The sequence below is a fragment of the Lacrimispora sp. 210928-DFI.3.58 genome, from assembly GCF_020554865.1.
GTDB lineage: Bacteria > Bacillota > Clostridia > Lachnospirales > Lachnospiraceae > Enterocloster.
Genome location: NZ_JAJCIC010000013.1, coordinates 1 through 20,016, shown reverse-complemented (window position 1 = coordinate 20,016; position 20,016 = coordinate 1). Strand labels below are relative to the sequence as shown.

The 20,016-nt window shown below is 49.5% G+C and carries 16 protein-coding genes; all 16 read right to left on the bottom strand.

What is annotated here, in order from left to right; genetic code table 11:
- Positions 1 to 7: 7 nt before the first annotated feature.
- Positions 8 to 1,450, bottom strand: coding sequence for a DUF4454 domain-containing protein (locus LIZ87_RS22580; RefSeq protein ID WP_227146673.1), 1,443 nt, complete (start codon positions 1,448 to 1,450; stop codon positions 8 to 10).
- A 200-nt stretch (positions 1,451 to 1,650) separates the two neighbouring features.
- Positions 1,651 to 3,348 carry an ammonium transporter gene (locus LIZ87_RS09810; RefSeq protein ID WP_319638576.1) on the bottom strand — a complete coding sequence of 566 codons (1,698 nt, stop codon included), beginning with the start codon at positions 3,346 to 3,348 and terminating at the stop codon, positions 1,651 to 1,653.
- A gap of 341 nt (positions 3,349 to 3,689) precedes the next feature.
- A complete protein-coding gene (locus LIZ87_RS09805) occupies positions 3,690 to 3,980 on the bottom strand; it encodes a hypothetical protein (protein ID WP_178317236.1) in 291 nt (96 codons plus the stop codon).
- Positions 3,981 to 3,992: 12 nt separating this feature from the next.
- Entirely contained in the window at positions 3,993 to 5,246 is a 1,254-nt protein-coding gene (locus LIZ87_RS09800; RefSeq protein ID WP_178317237.1) for a chloride channel protein, read from the bottom strand.
- 60 nt (positions 5,247 to 5,306) lie between these two features.
- Positions 5,307 to 6,539 carry a threonine ammonia-lyase gene (gene ilvA / locus LIZ87_RS09795; protein ID WP_227146671.1) on the bottom strand — a complete coding sequence of 411 codons (1,233 nt, stop codon included), beginning with the start codon at positions 6,537 to 6,539 and terminating at the stop codon, positions 5,307 to 5,309.
- 236 nt (positions 6,540 to 6,775) lie between these two features.
- Entirely contained in the window at positions 6,776 to 7,702 is a 927-nt protein-coding gene (gene ftsY, locus LIZ87_RS09790) for a signal recognition particle-docking protein FtsY (RefSeq protein ID WP_178313574.1), read from the bottom strand.
- Positions 7,703 to 7,792: 90 nt separating this feature from the next.
- The gene (gene smc, locus LIZ87_RS09785) at positions 7,793 to 11,350 is read right to left on the bottom strand and encodes a chromosome segregation protein SMC (protein WP_227146669.1); all 3,558 of its coding nucleotides are present in this window, start codon (positions 11,348 to 11,350) and stop codon (positions 7,793 to 7,795) included.
- Complete coding sequence (rnc, locus tag LIZ87_RS09780) at positions 11,341 to 12,072, bottom strand: ribonuclease III (protein WP_178317067.1); 732 nt, start codon at positions 12,070 to 12,072, stop codon at positions 11,341 to 11,343. Before rnc ends, smc begins: the two co-directional genes overlap by 10 nt.
- 153 nt (positions 12,073 to 12,225) lie before the next feature.
- The gene (gene acpP / locus LIZ87_RS09775; RefSeq protein WP_021870576.1) at positions 12,226 to 12,456 is read right to left on the bottom strand and encodes an acyl carrier protein; all 231 of its coding nucleotides are present in this window, start codon (positions 12,454 to 12,456) and stop codon (positions 12,226 to 12,228) included.
- 44 nt (positions 12,457 to 12,500) lie between these two features.
- Positions 12,501 to 13,508 (bottom strand): phosphate acyltransferase PlsX, encoded by a 1,008-nt coding sequence (plsX, locus tag LIZ87_RS09770; RefSeq protein ID WP_178317068.1) that lies wholly within the window; start codon positions 13,506 to 13,508, stop codon positions 12,501 to 12,503.
- A gap of 145 nt (positions 13,509 to 13,653) precedes the next feature.
- Positions 13,654 to 14,118 carry a C-GCAxxG-C-C family protein gene (locus LIZ87_RS09765; protein WP_330664578.1) on the bottom strand — a complete coding sequence of 155 codons (465 nt, stop codon included), beginning with the start codon at positions 14,116 to 14,118 and terminating at the stop codon, positions 13,654 to 13,656.
- Between the two features lie 18 nt (positions 14,119 to 14,136).
- Positions 14,137 to 15,108 carry a reverse transcriptase family protein gene (locus LIZ87_RS09760; protein ID WP_178317069.1) on the bottom strand — a complete coding sequence of 324 codons (972 nt, stop codon included), beginning with the start codon at positions 15,106 to 15,108 and terminating at the stop codon, positions 14,137 to 14,139.
- Between the two features lie 378 nt (positions 15,109 to 15,486).
- A complete protein-coding gene (locus LIZ87_RS09755; protein ID WP_178317070.1) occupies positions 15,487 to 16,470 on the bottom strand; it encodes an NAD(P)-dependent oxidoreductase in 984 nt (327 codons plus the stop codon).
- A gap of 194 nt (positions 16,471 to 16,664) precedes the next feature.
- Positions 16,665 to 17,468: an aspartate dehydrogenase domain-containing protein gene (locus LIZ87_RS09750; RefSeq protein ID WP_227146667.1), complete on the bottom strand. Its 804-nt coding sequence runs from the start codon at positions 17,466 to 17,468 to the stop codon at positions 16,665 to 16,667.
- Positions 17,461 to 18,687, bottom strand: a complete 1,227-nt coding sequence (locus LIZ87_RS09745; RefSeq protein ID WP_178317072.1) for a dicarboxylate/amino acid:cation symporter — start codon at positions 18,685 to 18,687, stop codon at positions 17,461 to 17,463. Before LIZ87_RS09745 ends, LIZ87_RS09750 begins: the two co-directional genes overlap by 8 nt.
- Before the next feature lie 43 nt (positions 18,688 to 18,730).
- A complete protein-coding gene (locus LIZ87_RS09740; RefSeq protein WP_227146665.1) occupies positions 18,731 to 19,894 on the bottom strand; it encodes an aminotransferase class V-fold PLP-dependent enzyme in 1,164 nt (387 codons plus the stop codon).
- Between the last annotated feature and the right edge of the window lie 122 nt (positions 19,895 to 20,016).

Below are 20,016 nucleotides of genomic sequence, written 5' to 3'. Positions count from 1 at the left end.
TATCCCGTTAATCTCCGTAAAAATAAAGTGCCCTAAGATATCCCTTCTCGTCAAAATCCGGAACATTCCCCCAGTAAGAAGTATCTTTATCAAAGGTCAATTCCTGGGAAGCGGCTATTCCTTCTCCTTCTGTCAGGCCGAAATACTGATACCATTCTGTCCTTGCACCCTTTAATACATATATCGGGCCCTCATATACCGGTTTAAAGATGGTATCGGCACTATTTTCCCAGATAGTGTAGCAATCATTTTCATAATGATAGGATCCATAGCATTCTCCCGAAATTTCCTGTCCGTCAGCATCATAAGAAAGAAGATAAGCGCCCTCTTCCTCCGTTCCTTTCAGAATGCCCGTTTCCCCTGTCAGCTCATTCAGGCACACTTCAATGGCAGCTCCATTTTTAAGTGCTTCTATCTCTGCTGGCTCAAGGGTAACTGGCAGGCAGATCCTGCCCTGCACTTCATAATATATTCCCTTATCCTCTGCGCCGCTCTCCCCGGCCTGAAGGTCCACCGATAGTTCTTCCATATTCTCCGAAAGGAACTGCATATAAGGAGCCAGTGGAAGCTCTTTCCAGACTGCTCTCCAGGTGCTTAAGCGTTCCTCGTCATATCCTTCCTCTGCAGCCTTTAAAGCCTCAATATTCCTCTTTTCCAGCCCGTTAAATACCCCATCATGGAAATCAATCTCCCGGCCTGCCTCTGCCCGCACCTCGTATGTTGCTTTCCTCTCATACCATGGCTGGCTTTCAAAATACTCCCTTAAGTCCTCTGCTCCAAAGGGATAACCGTAAACTGCATAAAACTGATTCCGCAGCAATCTCAGTTCCTCCCTGTCCATCCCCTGAAGGCTGCTCTCATACAGAGGCTTTGTAAATACTTTGGGCTTAAGGAGTGATTTCATCGGATAATAGATCCCTTCGGATACCGGCCGTCCTGAAAGCAGGACCGAACCATCCTCCTGAAGCCTGATGGAAAAGACGGGCAGGGCGCTTACGGAACCATCGTCATCCATTTCCAGGCTCTCATATTCCGATACCTCTGGCTCATATGGAACAGACAATTTGTGAACTCTGTGAAAGCCGTCCTGCTCCTTCTCCCAAACCTCCATAGAAAGCTTATCCCTCTCAAAGGCTCCCTCCGGATAAATCTCCATCTGCCATGAAAAATCACCCTTTCGGAAATACCTGCCATACCATTCAGAAGCGCTTTCCGCTTCCGGTCTTTCATCCATCCCGGTCAGTCCATCCTCTGATACGGCCCCGCCAGCTCCTACCCCCTCCGGGATCGCCGGTATGTCTGCTGCTTCACTGTCTGTAAGCCCTATGGAGCTTTGACCGGCCAACGTCCCCTGCTCTGCCTGCTCTAATGAATGTTCCACACCTGCCTGGCTGCAGCCGGACAAGACTGCCAGAATGAGCAGGACGCTGATCATTTTTACCTTTACCACTCTTTCTCTCCCCCTTCTTCCCATATCTGTTTTTAGTCTACCATGGAATCTGCATACATATCTTACTTTTCCAGTAATAATTTCTTACATCACAGATCCATTTGTATAAGAACTTTCTATAACTATATGACGAAAAAACACCAGCAACCATGCTTTACATGATCACTGGTGCCATTCTATCCGTGTTTTCTTCCTGTCTCTTACTCACCCTGGAGCGCGTCAAAGCCCTGCTCCCCGGTGCGTACCTTCACCACATTTTCCACATCATACACAAAGATCTTGCCATCGCCGATATTTCCTGTATAGAGCGCCTTCTTTGCGGTTTCGATCACGTCCTCCACGGGAACCTTGCTCACTACGACCTCCAGCTTGATCTTCGGAAGAAGGGCAACCTCCTCCACCTTGACGCCGCGGTAGAAGTTGCTGTGGCCCTTCTGGGTGCCGCAGCCCATTACCTGTGTGATCGTCATTCCGGTAACGCCCAGCTCTGTGAGAGCATCTTTCAGCGCCACAAACCTGGCCTGGTTGAATACCATTACCACCTTTGTGAGCTTTGCCTCCTTTGATACTGGCTTTGCAGATGGGAAATGCTCCACCGTCACAGCCTTCTCAACAGAAACACCAGCTGCAGGAGCTGCCATTTCTCCCTTGCCCATGAACACAACCGGCATGAAATCCGCATAGGAGCTTGCCAGGTTATGCTCTGTCACATCTAAGCCCTTTGTCTCCTCCTCCACGCTGGCCCTCAATCCGATCGTGTTCTTTAATACGTTAAATGTGATCACCATTGTAAATGTCACCCATGCGATCACAGCGATCACACCAACAAACTGCACTCCCAGCATATGGAGACCGCCGCCGTATACAAGGCCGCCATCCAGTGCAAACACGCCTGTTAAGAGAGTTCCTCCGGCACCGCACAGGCAGTGTACGCCCACAGCGCCTACAGGGTCATCGATCTTACAAACCTTGTCAATAAACTCAATTCCAAATACAACGATAAACGCTGCGATCAGTCCGATGAAAAATGCTCCCACAGGGCTCACCACATCACAGCCGGCCGTGATCGCCACCAGTCCTGCCAGGGATCCATTTAAGGTCATGGAAATATCCGGCTTTTTGTAACGGATCCATGTGATGATCATAGTTGCCACTGTAGCTACTGCTGCAGCCAGATTGGTTGTTACAAAAATATTGCCTGCGGAATAGATCACCTCATCGCTGTCCATGGCAACGGTGGAGCAGCCATTAAAACCAAACCAGCAGAACCAGAGAATAAATACACCCAGAGCTCCCAGTGTCAGACTGTGTCCTAAGATTGCCTTTGGATTGCCGTCCTTGTCATACTTTCCGATACGGGGCCCTAAGATCTTTGCTCCTATGAGGGCTGCCACGCCGCCGCACATATGAACAGCTGTAGAGCCTGCAAAATCATGGAAGCCCATCTGAGCCAGCCAGCCGCCGCCCCAGATCCAGTGCCCGGAGATCGGATAGACCACTGCGCTGATAACCGCACTGTAAATGCAGTAAGAGATAAATTTTGTTCTCTCTGCCATAGCTCCGGATACAATGGTGGCTGCTGTTGCACAGAAAACGGTCTGGAAGATCAGAAATGCCGGAAGGGGAACGCCAGAGGGAAGGATCCCGCTGTAATCACCCCGGACAAGGGGATCAAGGCCGCCGATCAGTGCTCCTGACCCTCCAAACATGATCCCGAAGCCTGTAAACCAGTAAAGCGGTGTGCCGATGGCAAAGTCCATCAGGTTTTTCATGATGATATTGCCCGCATTCTTTGCCCTTGTAAAGCCCGTTTCCACCATGGCAAAGCCTGCCTGCATAAAAAACACAAGGGCTGCGCCCAATAAAATCCAAATCGTATTAACTGCTGAGTATTCCATAATACTGCCTCCTTTACGGATGTTTTGTGGGGGGATGCCAAAGGGGTGTGCTGCCTACCCGGTACCTGGTATGGCAGTACACCCCTTTGTGTACAGAAACATGTTTCTATAAACAGAAAAAGCGCCAGCTGTTAAGCACCGGCGCTTTCTATGTGGGTTATTATAATGTCCAATTTTCTCGCTGTCAATCACAAATCTATTGGAAATTAAAATTTCGTTAATTAAATATAAAATAAACATAAATTTTATGATAATTTCAGCGAATTCTCCATTTGAGGCTGCCCTCATAAGCTGCCCTCATGGGCTTCCGCCAATGCCCTATCTCAACCCAATGTTTCTTCTCATCTGCTGACCTTATCCCATCTCGCCCGCTGCTCCTCATACTGCTGGTTGATCCAGGCCACGCCCTCAGCGATCCCATCTGCAGAGAAATCAAAGCTGGCTTTCTCCTTTTCCTCATCAGGAGTAACGTCAAAATTATAAGGCTCCGGCCAGACCGTCACTCCCAAGCGGGGTCCGTCCTCCCCTTCTGTTTCCAGCTTTTCCATCCGGAAGCGCATCCCGTGATGGCTCCCTGTGAATTTCTCCTTTTTTAAGAACTGGATGGGCATAAAATTCTTCAATTCCAGCATAGGCAGTTCTCCTTAATTTGACTTCCTGTTGATAAACTCTGTCCGTATCTTTGAATAGACAAACTTCTGACTCGCATACAGCCCATAATATCCTGAAAGGGCAAAAGAAACAGCAATAACAATGGAAAAATATTCCATTCCCTCATATCCAAAGAGCTCCAAAGCGATCACCAGAGAGGTGATCGGACAGTTTGTCACGCCTGCAAATAATGCCGCCATGCCGCAGGCGGCGCAGAGGGACGGCGAAAATCCGGTCAGTGTTCCCACGGTACAGCCAAAGGTAGCGCCCACGCACAGAGTCGGCACGATCTCACCGCCCTTAAAGCCAGCCCCCAGGGCAATGGCGGTAAAGAGCATTTTCATGAGAAAGGCCTCATAGCGCACTTCTCCCTCTATGCTTCCCTCGATCAGCTGCATACTGCCTCCGCAGTAATCCCTGGTTCCTATGAGAAGCGTAAGGACGATAAAAACAGCACTGGCTGCCAGGATCCTCAGATAGGGATTGGGAAATACCTTTCTGTATGTATGCTCCGCACTGTGCAGCAGAATGCAGAAGCAGATACTGACACAGGCGCAGAGAATGCCCAAAAGGATGATAAAGGCCACGGTAGGAATGCTGATAGGCGGAACCTGGCTTACCGGAAAGCTCTCCCCCGGAAGCCCTGCCCATCTCGCGATGCCCACTCCGATGTAGGAGGAAAAAATACATGGCACAAGGGCTGCATAATAGAGCACGCCAATGCTCACCACCTCCAGGGAAAAGATCCCGGCAGCCACAGGCGTGCCAAACAATGCCGCAAAGACAGCGCTCATGCCGCACATGATAGCGATCTTCTTATCCTTTTCATCCAGTCTCATCAAATTTCCCAGAGAGTTTCCGATACTTCCGCCCAGCTGCAGGGCCGCGCCCTCGCGTCCGGAGGAGCCTCCCGTCAGATGTGTCAGAATGGTTGCCACAAAGATCAGAGGGCCCGTGGCCGCCGTCACCTTCTCATTAGAGGAAATGGCATCGATCACCATATTGGTCCCCCGGTTTCCCTCCTCATGGAAGGTGCGGTACATCCATATGATCAAAAGGCCTGCCAGGGGCATGAGAAACAGCATCCAGTCATGCTCTGTGCGCACCTGGGTCGCCCAGGTCACTCCGTAAGAAAACACCGTACCGCAGGCACCGCCGATGGAACCGATCACCGCCGCGATCAGTATCCATTTGATGAAATAATGAATATTGTTGATCAATCCTGCTCTTGTCTCCTCAAGCTTCATCTGTACTCCCCCATTATCTCCGAACAGCCGCTTGCGCTTACAGCTTATTCACTATTTTTCTCACATCTCGCTGTAGGTTCCCTTAAATTTCACCAGCTTCGGACGGTAGCCTGCATTTGTAAGGGCTGCCACGATCTGATTCTTGTGTTCCGTTCCAAAGGCCTCCAGGGTGATCCGCAGCTCCACAGCCGCATTGCGGTTAATGCTGATAAACTGATTGTGCTCCAGCTTGATGATATTGCCCTGCTCCCCAGCCAGAAGGGAAGAGACTCTTGCAAGCTCGCCCGGCTTATCCGGCAGAAGGATGGAGACAGTAAATATTCTGTCTCTCTGGATCAGTCCATGCTGTACAATGGAGGACATGGTGATCACATCCATATTGCCGCCGCTTAAAATGGACACGATCTTCTTTTTCTGTACATTCAGGTGCTTTAAGGCGGCCACTGTCAAAAGACCGGAATTTTCCACGATCATCTTGTGGTTCTCTACCATATCAAGGAAGGCTACAATAAGCTCGCTGTCCTCAATGGTGATGATATCGTCCATATTTTCCTGGATATAGGGGAACAGCTTCTCTCCTGGGCGCTTTACGGCTGTGCCGTCTGCAATGGTCGTCACCTCAGGAAGGGTAAGAACCTGTCCCTGGCGCAGGGATTCCTGCATACAGTTGGCACCTGCCGGCTCCACACCGATCACCTTGATCTTCGGATTCAGCAGCTTTGCCAGGGTGGACACGCCGGTGCACAAGCCGCCGCCGCCGATAGGCACCAGGATATAATCTACGGTGGGAAGCTCCTTAATGATCTCCATGGCAATACTTCCCTGTCCGGTTGCCACATCCAGGTCATCAAAGGGATGTACAAAGGTATAGCCCTTTTCCTCTGCCAGCTTATAGGCATAGGCACAGGCCTCGTCAAATACATCGCCCTCCAGGATAACCTCAGCGCCATAGCCCTTTGTGCGGTTCACCTTTATAAGCGGTGTGGTGGTGGGCATCACCACCGTTGCCTTCACCCCGGCCAGCTTTGCCGCATAGGCCACGCCCTGGGCATGGTTTCCTGCAGATGCAGTGATCAGTCCTCTGGACCGCTCCTCCTCGCTTAAGGTATGGATCTTATAATAAGCGCCCCTGACCTTGTAAGCCCCTGTATACTGCATATTTTCCGGCTTGAAATAGACTTTGTTTCCTGTCTGGGCTGAAAAATATTCGCTGTAAATAAGCTTTGTCTCCAAAGTGACTTCCCTCACCAGGTCAGAAGCCTCTTCAAATTTCTCTAATGTCAATTCTTCCATTGGAGTCCCTCTCTCTTTTTTGAATATAAATTACGCAACTACAACTATACCACTTTAATCTGTCACATTCAAGAAATTTATATGGTAACTATTCAGCCATGCGGCAATTTGTGCAGGAATATGCGTTGCAAACTGGTTTGCATAAGCATATTTCTGTCCAAATTGATATATGGCGCACAGCCAAGGCTTCTTGTTTTCATGCTTTTTGAAAACAAGAAGATGGCATGGCTGAATAGTTACACATGGAACAAGGCATTTACAAAGTCATCTGCATTGAATTTCTGCAGATCATCGATCTTTTCTCCGATACCGATGTATTTCACCGGAATGCCAAGCTCTGACTGGATGGCAACGGCAATGCCGCCCTTTGCAGTACCGTCCAGCTTTGTGAGGATAATGCCGGTAATGTCAGCCACCTCCATAAACTGCCTTGCCTGTGCAAGGGCATTCTGTCCTGTGGTACCGTCCAATACCACTAAGGTCTCCCTGTAGGCATCCGGGTACTCCTTGTCAATGATCCTGTTGATCTTCTTTAACTCCTCCATCAGGTTCTTCTTGTTGTGGAGCCTTCCTGCGGTATCGCAGATCAGCACATCCGCCTTCCTGGACTTCGCAGCAGCCACAGCGTCATAGATCACTGCTGCCGGGTCAGAGCCCTCCTGCTGGGCAATAATGTCCACGCCGGCCCTGCTGGCCCACTCTGTGAGCTGTTCGATGGCAGCAGCGCGGAAGGTATCAGCAGCAGCCAGGATCACCTTGTGTCCGGAATCCTTTAACTGCCCTGCAAGCTTTCCCACCGAGGTGGTCTTTCCCACACCGTTGACGCCGATCACCAGCACAACAGACTTCCTATTCTCAAACTCATAGGCATTTTCACCCAGATCCATCTGCTCCTTGATACTGCTTATCAGCAGCTCCTTGCACTCCTCCGGCTCCTTGATGTGCTGCTCCTTCACCTTCCGGCGCAGATCCTCTACAATAGACATGGTGGTCTCAATGCCCAGATCTCCCATGATCAGGGTCTCCTCGATCTCCTCATAAAAATCATCGTCAATGGCAGAAAAACCGCTGAAAATCGAATCAATCCCTGACACAATGTTGTTCCTGGTCTTTGTAAGTCCTTCTACCAGGCGGCCAAAAAACCCCTTTTTTCCTTCAGCCATAATGCTCTCTCCTCTCCTTTTTTAATTGCATCTGTTCATGACGGCCCATCTCCCTGACCAAAAAGCCGGTCAATAAGCCGTCCTGAACTGTTACTTTAGATCATTCTCTATTAAATTCACAGAAACCAGTGTGGATACGCCTTTTTCCTGCATGGTGATACCGTAAAGCCTGTCAGCGGAAACCATGGTTCCCCTTCGGTGTGTGATGACAATGAACTGTGTGTTTTTTGTCAGCTTGTGAAGATAGCCGGCAAAGCGGTCAACGTTGGAGTCGTCTAAGGCTGCCTCGATCTCATCCAGCAGACAGAAGGGGGATGGCTTTAAGTTCTGGATGGCAAACAGCAGGGCAATGGCTGTCAGGGCCTTCTCACCGCCGGAAAGCTGCATCATGTTCTGAAGCTTTTTCCCTGGCGGCTGGGCGATGATCTGGATACCTGCCTCCAGGATATCCTCATCCTCCATCAGTTCCAGTGTACCCCGGCCTCCGCCAAACAATTCCTTGAACACCTTGTCGAACTCCGCCCGTATCTCGGAGAACTTTTCTTCAAACTGCCGCCTCATGCCGGTATCCAGCTCTTCGATGATCTTCTCAAGCTCTGCCTGGGCCTGCACCAGATCCTCGTGCTGTCTCTTTAAAAACTCATACCGTTCAGATATCTCCTTGTAATCCTCGATCGCATTGACATTGATGTTGCCCAGCGCCTTGATCTTTGCCTTCAGATCCTCTATCTGGCGTTTCACCTCCGTCATGGACTGGTACTCTTCCCGCTTATATTCCTGGGCGCTGGAAAACGTCAGCTCATACTCTGTCCACATATAGCTTGTGGCAGACTCAAGCCGCTCCTCCAGCTTTTCCTCCTGAGCCTGGAGGCGGAACATATCCTTATCCAGGGCAGAGATCCTGGCGGAGAGCTCTTCCCTCACCTCGAAAAAGCCCTTCTGCTTTTTCGCCAGTTCCTCCTTCTTCGCTGTCCGGCTGGAAATGGCTCCCTCCAGCTCCTCCCTGTGGGATCCTGCCTCTTCCATTTGCTTCTCAATGGCTTCGATCTCTCTCAGCTTTTCTCCGATGGCCTCCTTTGCCTGCTCCTTGCCGGACTCCAGGGAGTGCTCTTCCTCTGACAGCTTTGAGAGCTCTCCCTTTACACGTCCTGCATTTTCCTTTATGAAATCCTGCTTCTGGCGCAAGTTGGCGTATTCCATCTGAATGGACAGCAGCTCGGAGGCGTAGGTATTCTTAAACTGCCTGGACTGCTCTAAAAGGGCAGTCTTTTCCTCAATCTCCCGGCTGACCGCTTCATTGCGCTCCTCCAGGCCCTCCCGGTCTACCTTTAAGGAGGCACGGCTTTCATTGATCTCCCGCACCTGTTCCTCCAGCTGCCCGTGCTCCCGCACCAGGTCGGAGGAAGACTCTGCGATCTCCGCCTTCTTATCTTCCAGCTGGGAAATGTTCATGCGGACCGTATTTTCCCTTAAAGCCAGCCTCTGGATCTCGCCCTTTCGCTGCTCTAACTCCTCCTTCTTCTCACGGGAAAGGTTCTCCTGGAGGTTCAGATCCTTCTGGATCTCCTCTGCCTGCACCAGGAACTTTTGGCAGCGTCCCTCCAGCTCCTCGATCTCCCTGCGCCGTCCCAGGAGGTTGCTGGAGTTTTTGAATGCGCCTCCTGTCATGGAGCCTCCTGCGCTTAAGAGCTCCCCCTCAAGGGTGACAATGCGCAGGCTGTAGCGGTATTTTCTTGCCAGGGCAATGGCGTTGTCAATGTTGTCCGCCACTACCACACGGCCCAGCAGGTACTTCGCCAGGCCTTCGTACTGCTTTTCCACCTGCACCAGCTCGCTTGCAAGGCCTAATACGCCCTTTTCCCTTAATGCCTCCGGCTTCGGGAAGGCCTGGCCGCTGCTCATGCTTGTGAGGGGCAGGAAGGTGGCTCTTCCGTATTTGTTCTTCTTTAAATATTCGATCAGCTGCTTTGCTGTTGTCTCAGAATCCGTTACAATATTTTGGATGCTTCCGCCCAGAGCAGTCTCAATGGCTGTCTCATACTCCTGCTTTGTTGTAATGATATCGGCCACCACTCCGTGGATCCCATGGACCCGTCCCCGGACCTCCATGACCCTGCGGATGCTGTTTCCGTATCCGTCATATCTTTCTGCCAGATTCCTTAAGGATTCCAGCTTGGTGTAGGCCATGTGGTATTCCTGCTGGGTATCGTTCAGCCTGCGGTTTAAGCGGCGCACCTCCTGGTCTGCTGCCTGAAGGCTTTCTTCCGCCTCCTGGGCCTTAAACTGGTTCTCCTCCAGCTGATCCAGGATCTCTGCAAGGGCTGCCTGCTCCCTCTCGATCTGTTCGTCCTGGACAGACTCATCGCTTTTATATTTTAAGAGCTTCTGGGACACCTCGCTGCGGCGCAGGTTCACCTGCTCCAGCATGGTATCGTAGCGCTGCTGCTTTGCTGTGATGGAAGCCCGCTCATTGAGGGACTGGATCATGCCGCTTTTGGCGGATTCGATCTCCTCCTCTAAGCTCTGTATCTGTCCTTCCTCTGTGTTCAGCTTAAACTGGGCGCTGTCCAGACGTTCCTTTACCAGATGGACCTGGTCATCCATGGAGGAAAAGTCCTCCTCATAGGCAGAAAGCTGCTCCTTTTTCTCCTTCTGCTCCGAAAGGACTGCTTTCTTTCTGTTCTCCAGATGCTCCTGGTTCATCTCCTCTGTATGTATCTGTTCTTTCAGGACATTGACCTGGCCCTCCAGGCTGCTTCTCTTCATGGCCTCCTGGTTTAAAGCCTCCCTGTCAGCCGATATCTGGCTTTCCAAAAGGGAAAGGGCTGTCTCCAGCTGGCTGTACTCCTCCTTTATGCGGTCAGACTCCTTCTGGCTCTCCTCCAGGTCTCCTGCCAAAAGGCTCTTGCGCCCTTCTGTCTCCTTTAACTGTTGCTGTATGCCCTCTGTCTCCATCAAAAACAGGTTGGCATCGCAGATCTTTAAGCTGTCCTTTAACTGCAGATACTCCTTTGCCGCCTTTGACTGGCGCTCCAGAGGCCCTACCTGCTTTTCCAATTCCGACAGGATGTCGCTTACACGCACCAGATTTGCCTGTTCATCCTCCAGCTTTTTCTGCGCAATGGCCTTGCGGCGCTTAAATTTGACGATCCCGGCCGCCTCGTCAAAGAGCTCTCGGCGCTCCTCCGGCTTGCCGCTTAGGATCTTATCGATCTGTCCCTGGCCGATAATGGAGTAGCCCTCTTTTCCGATACCCGTATCGTAGAAAAGCTCATTAATATCCTTCAGCCTGCAGGCGCTGCCGTTGATCATATATTCGCTTTCACCGGAGCGGTAAAGCCTTCTTGACACCGTTACCTCGTCGTATGCAATGGCAAGCTGATGGTCACTGTTGTCAAGGGTGATTGCCACATAGGCAAAGCCCTGGGGCTTCCTGAGCTCCGTTCCTGCGAAGATCACATCCTGCATGCTGGCACCGCGCAGCTGCTTGATGCGCTGCTCGCCCAGCACCCAGCGGACGGCGTCCGCCACATTGCTCTTGCCGCTTCCGTTTGGCCCTACAATGCCTGTGATGCCATTGTGGAACTCAAACACCAGCTTGTTGGCAAAGGACTTAAACCCCTGGATCTCTATACTTTTTAAATACATATTTCACCTGCTTCATTCTGTCTGTGCAGCTGCTCCTCCTGAGCTTTCAGCTTCAGGATGCCATTGTAGGCGGCCACCTGCTCTGCCGCCTTTTTGGTGCGTCCCGTTCCGCGGCCGATCTCCTCCTCACCCATCAGGGCGCATACCTCAAAGGTCTTGTTGTGGTCCGGTCCCTCCTCCTTCAGGATCTCATACGACAAAGGCGCTGCCTGACGGCTCTGCACCATCTCCTGTAAGATAGTCTTGCTATCATAAAAGAGCTGCTTGTGCTCAATGTCATTCAGAATAAAGCGGTGAATGAACTCTTTTGCATTAGCAAAACCACCATCCAGATAAATCGCACCGATGAGCGCCTCCATGGCGTCGCTCACAACGGAATTGCGGTTCCGTCCTCCGGTCGCGTCCTCTCCCTTTCCCAGATAGAGATAAGCTCCCAGATGGATATCCCCTGCGCAGTAAGCCAGAGTGGGCTCACATACAATGCTTGCGCGGATCTTTGTAAGGTCTCCCTCCGGCAGACTCTCATACTTATGGTACAAGAAATCGCTGGTGACGATCTCCAGCACAGCGTCACCTAAAAATTCCAGACGCTCATTGCACCTGCTGTGATCGAGGCGGTGCTCATTGGCATAGGAGCTGTGGGTCAGCGCCTGGGCAAACAGATGCTTGTCATGGAACTCATATGCGATTTTTTCTTCCAGTTCTTTTAAATGGGCGTTCATGCTGTCTCCTTCTTTCACAACCGAAAAACCCTCCACTGGCGGCTTTTCGGCATGCTTGGCAAATCCGATAAAACGCGTCACTGGCGCGTTTTACTGGATACTTCGTAATAAAGCGCACAAAAGGGCTGTTCCTACAGCCCCCGTGCACCTTCATCAGTTTAATGCATTCTTGATCTGCTCTACAGCGTCACCAACTGTTACGATCTGTTCTGCAGCCTCATTTGGAATCTCGATATCGAACTCCTCTTCAATTCCCATAATGATCTGGAAAATGTCCAGTGAGTCAGCGCCAAGGTCATCTACAAATGTAGCTGCCATTGTCACATCCTCCGGCTCAATGTTCAACACTTCTGCGATAATACCCTGTAATTTCTCAAATTCCATATCCTAGCTCCTCTTTCTCATATCGTTTTCTTTTCACCGTGTGCTCATGCTTCCTTGCTGATGGTCAGGGACTGACGGATCTTGTCATTGATCTCCTGCTCCTTAAAGGTCACACACTGAATAATGGAATTGCACACCTCTGTGTGCTTCGAGTTTCCGTGGGTCTTGACTACCAGGCCATTCAGTCCTAAGAGCGGCGCACCACCGTACTGGCTGGCATCAAAGGCCTTTAACGTTGTCTTCAACGCCGGCTTTACCAGCAGCGCTCCTATCTTGCTCCTGAGGCTTGCCATCATGCCCTTCTTGACCATGCTGATCAGAGTGGCACCCACTCCCTCGTAGAGCTTTAAAATGACATTGCCCACAAATGCCTCACAGACAATGACATCGGCTCCTCCGTGGGGGATCTCCCTGGCTTCAATGCTTCCGATAAAGTTGATGTCCTGACATTCCTTCAGCAATGGGAAGGTCTCCTTTACCAGGGCATTGCCCTTTTCTTCTTCCGCACCGATATTGACGATCGCTACCCGCGGATTCTTGATCCCTACCACATGCTCCATGTAAATAGAGCCCATTCTGGCAAACTGTACCAGATGGGAGGATCTTGCATCCACATTGGCACCGCAGTCGATCAACAGTGATACGCCCTTTTCCGTAGGAATAAGCGGCGCCAGAGGAGGCCGTTCCACGCCCTTGATGCGTCCAACGATCACCTGCCCCCCTACAAGGATGGCGCCGGAGCTTCCGGCTGAAACAAAGGCATCGGCTTCCCCTTTCTTAACCAGGTTCATGCCGACCACAATGGAGGAGTCCTTCTTCTTTCGGATCGCATTGACAGGCGGTTCTTCCGTGGCAATCACTTCCGTGGCGTTCACTACCTGTATCTGATCCTTCTTGTAGGTGTGCTTCGAAAGCTCTGCATTGACCTTCTCTTCCTGTCCTACAAGCAGTACCTGGATCCCAGGCTTTTTGTTCACCGCTTCCACGGCTCCCGCCACCATCTGGTCCGGCGCGTAATCACCGCCCATGGCGTCTACCGCTACTCTAATCATAAAGACTCTCCTTTCGGTCCCATATACATTTTATAATATACTAGATATCCCCCTATAAATCAATAAGATTTTTGACGAGAAACAGGGGGTTTTTTTGGATGGTTTTCCCAGATTTCGGTCTGGTCCTTCCTGCATATGGAACGATCTAAAGTGGATGTTCCCTCATATATTCCTCCAAAATCCTGGCAGCGCTCCCCACCATATCGGCGCAGGGCCTGGACTTATAGTAGGAAGCTGTGCGGTCAGACGGCTCCGGCCTGCTGTGTTTTTCACGCAGCCCCAAAAGCTCACGGCAGATGATGGCGCCGTTTTCCTCCTTAAAACGGGCGGCCAGTTCCTGGATGCGCTTATAATGAGCAGTTTTTAAGGCCTTGTCCTCCAGATTATCATAGCCATAAAGGATCCCGGCAACCATAAACATGCCTGACACGGCCCCGCAGACCTCCCTAAGCCTTCCCATGCCTCCGCCAAAGGAGGAGGACAGCTTTAGTGCCAGGCTATTATCCAGTCCTGTTTCCTCTGAAAATGCACAAAGCAGTGCCTGGGAACAGCTGCAGCCTGACAGGAACAGCTCCCTTGCCTTTTTCTCATGATCTGTGTTTTCCATCATTGTGTGATACCCTCCCAATCATTTTTCCTCTCCCTTTTCCTCTATTTTCTTTAATTCCTCCCGAAGGAAGGCTTCCGCTCCCTGAAACCATTGGTCCTCCGGATTGACTGACAGAAGATATACCGTCTTTCCCAACAGGGACCGAAGGCAGGCAGCGCTCTTTTCCTCCACCCCATATATCATGCAATAATGGAGCTCCTGGCGCAGCGCCCTCCTGTAATCTCTGGGAAGTCCAGGCTTCTCATTCACTACGATTCCTGTTACGCTCTGTCGTCCGCCTGCGGCGCACACTCTTGTCTTTTCCCGGTTCAGCTCCATGCCCATGGCACGAAGGAAGCTTTCTGTCTTCCTGATAACCTCTCCCGGATCAAAATCCCCGGAAAAGGTCATATCATCGCTGTAGCGGCTGTAGGTGATCCGGCGGCTTCTGCACCATTCCAGCATATGATCGTCAAAGGGCTTCATCACCAGATTAGAAACAGCCGGAGATGTGGGCGCGCCCTGGGGCAGGCGGTCCCTGTAGCAGCACAGGCTGGCAAGAAGCGTCCCCACTGCCGGCGGAAAATAGGTACTGGGAAATACATGGTGAAGCACCATAGGAAAGGTAATACTGCCGAAAAAATCACGGATATCCAGCTTAAGCACCAGACGCTTCCCCGTATGCAGGGAAGCATTGGCAAGGGGCGATGCACCTTTTCGGTAGGCACAGGCAGCTGGTGACACCGAAAATCCCTCCAGTACATGATGGAGCAGATTCCTCTGAACCTGCTTTAAGAGCGGATCCGGCACCATAAGGATACGCCTTCCGCCCCTTTTTTTCGGAAGCTCTGTCTTATGGTAATGCTCTTTTGCATGGTTACTCAGCGCATAAAGACATGCTATGATCTTCCCGTCCGTCCAGCTATCACTGCCAACCAGGCGAAAAGATAACAGCATGTCCTTACATTGCTCTTTATCACAATATTTCCACAGCCCCAAATGCTCAGGCATGTTGCAGTCTTCCTTTCCGTCACATAGATTATCCGATCAAGGGCCAGCAGTGAGGATTCCGCCTGTCCCGGACCTTGCAGAGATCCCGTCTGCCCGGCCCCATCAGGCCGCAGACAAAAAAGGGCAGCCCGCAGCACTGATTCCCGATACCGTAAGCTGCGCAGATGTACAAGCTGCGTCAGCAGCATAGCACATGAAATGTGCTGATGTACCTCGGAGCTGATTACGGTCTGTCCCATTACTATTTTCTTCCGGGCGGCGACTCGCCGTCCGTCCGGTCATTCCGGTACAATTTCTCCTGGCTTAACCGGCTTCGCTGCTGCATAAAGCTGCCCTGAAGGCTATTCTAACATATTGTGTGGAAATTATCTACTGCCGTCATTTGATTTCAAAAGGATTTTCCATGCCGGAGGCTCCATTATAGATCGACTGGATGCCGCAGCGCACCATGGATTCCGAAGCCTCCTCCGTAAAGAACGCATAGTGCTGTGTAAATACCACATTGGGAAACTGCTTAAGATAGAGGAGGGATCGCTTTTCCACAATATTGGTTCCCACGTGTACATGGACAATACCCTCCTCATCTTCAACGGTATCAATTCCGGCTCCGCCTATCTTTTCCTTCTCCAGGGCATCGATCAGATCCTCGGAATTGATCAGCGCGCCTCTGGCTGTATTAATGAGTATCACACCATCCTTCATTTTGGCGATGGAGTCCTTATTTATCATATGATAATTTTCCTCTGTCATGGGCACATGAAGGGAAATAATATCAGCCTCCCGGTAAATGGTATCCAGATCCACATACTCCGCCATATCTCTGATCGCAGGGTTCATATAGGAATCGCAGGCCAGTATCCGGCAGCCAAAGCCGCTTAAATTATGGATCACAGTGGAGCCAATGCGCCCCGTGCCGATAATCCCCACTGTCAGGCTGCGCAGCTCTCTTCCCTTTAAGCCGTCCAGTGAAAAGTCATTTACAAGAGCACGGCAGATGGAGATCTTTGCCTTGCGCAGCAGGATCAGCATCATCATCACCGTAAAGTCAGCCACATTGTAGGGCTCATACCTGGCATTGCTGACATGGATCCCCAGCTCCTTTGCCGCCTTTACATCAATATGGTCAAAGCCGACAGTCCTGGTGGACAGCTGGAATATTCCCATGGACTTCAATCCCTCCAGTATGTTCCTTGTCACGCGGCTGTAGCCGATCACAGAAACACCCTCACACCCTTCAGCCAGCGCCAGTGTCTCAGGCGTCAGGGAGCGGTGTTCCAGGATCAGCTCTACTCCCAGCTCCTCCCTTACCTGCTCCAACACCTTTTCTTCAAAATCAATTACATCGTATGCTATCAGCTTCATGTCCAGTTCCTTTCATTTGTGAGATTCAGGCTTAAAACTCCGCCAGTACAATACCTTCTTCACCCATTATATAACAGTTTTATTCCTCTCACAAGAATATTTACGAAGAGGGCATGGAAGCATAAAACGATAACATTACTGTTCACAGCAACACTATAGCACCATTCAAAGATATCCAGCGCTGCCGGGACACATTAATAAAACACAATAGAACGCCGCAGCTTCCAAAGAATATATAGGACACTCCAAGCCGCGATTTCACTTGATTTCGCATTGTTTGCCGACGGATAAGAAGAAATCTTTAACGAAGCATTTCCAAAATTCCCCTCCAATTCAATAATATGAGTATTTAATGCCATACCGGGAACACTTTTTAAACAAACGGATGTGTTGTCCACTCCGCTGGTAGCTGTTGCAGCAGCTACGGCTACATTTAAATTTTGCGGAAAAAAATCAATGGCTTCCCTGGCCGTACCATAAAATAGAAGCTCCTCCTTTTCTTTGTCAAGAAGCCGCCCTTTCAGATAAGGAGCCCCGTTGAGAGCCTCCGGACTTTTCTCATTGATAACGGAAGCTTTCAGGTTCCCCATCAGTCTGGCTGCACCCATAATATCAAAACCGCCGATAGCACCGGAAGCCAGATAAACCTTTGCCTTTGATTTTTCTGCATATTCTGCCAGGCGGCTGGCAAATGAGTCATCGGCCATCGCACCACAGGAAAGGACGATCAGGTTTATTCCTCTCCTAATGATACGAAATGCCTCTTTCTTTAATACAACAGGAGAAACCTCTTCAATGATATATTCAGGCATTAATTCTATAAGCTCATCCATAGAGCCGCAGGCCTTGCTGCCGCATATTTGGGATAATTTACCAGCAGCGTCAGGATCAATATCATATGCTCCTACGATCTGATATCCTGTCACAGTTCCATCCGACAATTTTTCCGCAATGATTTTTGCCAGATTTCCACATCCCCAAAAACCCACCTTATGCATGCTTTCCATCCTTCCCATGCTTTTTCTCTGTTTTGGCAACAATGGCGGATCCGACCAGATCACCGAAACAGTTAATTGCCGTATTGCCCATATCTACTGCGGGAACAAGGCCTGAGAATACACCTGTCAAATCAAGAGGAAGATTTAAAGCATTCAGCATGATAACAGTTGAGGAGGAACCGCTGGCCGGGACGCCGCTTTGGCCTGCTGTCAGCACCAGAATCATGAACAGCGCACTGGCTATCATAGATGGGGTCAGGGAAATACCAGCCAGGGCAGCTGCAAAAAACAGATTTGATGCAAAGATAATCGCAGTCCCATCCTTATTGATCTGGGCACCTAAGGGAATCGAAAAATCGGCTACAGAGTGGGGGATTCCCATATCTTCAGCACATTTCAGATTCGTAGGTATGGTTGCCACGCTGGAGCTGGTGCTGAAAGCCATAGCAAATCCGGGAAGAGCTTTTTTGTAAAGGGATACGGCCTCCCTTCCGGTAAACACAAATAAAAGAATACCATAAATAATCATCATAATTCCATAAGAAATGTAATTGACTGCAATATATTTAAATGCAAAGCCAAAGAGCATAGATCCGTATTCCCCTACTGTACATGCGATCAAAGCACAGATACCAAATGGAGAAAAGCCCAGAACAATACCCATAAAAGCTCCGAAAAGCTTCACCAATGTTTCAATTACATTGTACGTTTTTACTCGTTCCTTTTCTGGAAGAAGCATAACAGCAACACCTAAAAATGCGCAGAAGACTACAACCTTCTGCAATTCTCCATTGGAAAATGCAGCAAAAATATTAGAAGGAATAAAGGAAAGAATAATATCTCCAAAACCGGGTACCTCCGAAATAATTCCCTCATAAGCAGTGCCCTGCACTTCAAATCCTTTGCTGGGATTAGCAAAATAGGAAACTGCAATTCCTACGCCAGTCGCAAACAGCGTTGTCACACTGTAATAAATTAATATTTTAGCACCCATACGCCCAAAGGATTTCGCATCGCCCAGTGAAGAAACACCATAGATAATATTTACGGCAATCATAGGAATCGCTACCATCATCAGCAGGCTTAAAAATAGGTTTCCCACTGTTTTAATAACGAGAATACGAGGACCAAAGAGAACCCCTAATACCAAACCGACAAACATACCGGCAAATATTTTTGTAGTCAGTGAAATAGCCTTGTACTTTTGATATAAATTCATACTCATTCCTCTTTTCTGCGCATTTTCTGCGCCGTTTTTATACTCACTTCATTTGCTTCCTGCAATCCAACAGAATGTGTGCCAATCGATCCATTTGTTCCCCTGTATTAAAAAACTCAAGTGCCATACGTACATATCCCTTTTTTACGGTAGCATAAACCCTATTTTCAGCAAAGGCCTTTTTCAGCAATTCTGTGCCGTTTTCCGGGAATCTTAAACTGATAATTCCTGAAAAACCCACATTAGGATCATGTTCATAAAATTCATATCCAGAACCATAAAGCCGGCCACGCAGCTGCTTTTCCAGCTCCATAATATGAAAAAAGATGTTGCTGACTCCAAGTTCAAGAATCAATTCAACACCTTTGTTGAGGGATATAATTCCATATGTATTTGAAGAACCGGCCTCCAAACGATGGATATCTGTCCTCAGCAGAGGAGGTGAAAAATCCTGCAAAATGTCGGGGGCGTCAACGTAGTTTTCTGCAGTATGATATGAAATATTACAGGGTTCAATATGCGGGATCAGGTCACGTCTGCAATACAAAAATCCAATACCAAGAGAACCTAAAAGCCCTTTAAAGGCTCCGCAGGTCAGATAATCAATATGCATTTTCTGAACATCTATAGGAATTTTTCCTACAGCCTGAATCCCATCTACAGCAAAAATGATATGATTCTCTGCACAGAACGTTCCGATTCCCTTCAGATCCGCCAAATAACCGCTGCCATATTGAACCGCTGAGACAGCAATTACTTTGGTACTTTTGTCGGTTAATGCGGCGATATCCTCCAACGAAAAAGAACCGTTGTGTGATTTCACAATGCGGACATCAATGCCCCTTCTTTGACTGTAAAGCCATGGATAGAGAAGCGACGGGTGCTCCATATCGCAGATAATCACACTATCCCCGCCTTTTAAGTCCAAACCTCTGGCCAAAAGGGAATTTCCTTCGGTAGTATTTTTCGTAAAAGCAATCTCGTCCGGCTGACAGTGAATCAAACTTCCAAGCAAACTTTTTGTCTGGCTGCGAATATTATCATATTCATCATAAGCCGGAATACCATAAGCCTGCGCAAGATCATCCATACATCTGCGGCATGCGTTCCGCACTCTGGATGGCGGCACAGCTACAGAACTGGTGTTTAAAAATATGGCATCTCCCAAATAGCCATATTCCGCTTCGATTAATTCTGCATTCAGCACATTTTTCCTCCTTTCAAGTTTCATTAAAATAATACTGGGCAGCATCCTGTTGTCACAATTATATCTTGATAACGTATAATTAGTTTCGCAAATTCAATTTCATAAAAATAGACATGGTCTAT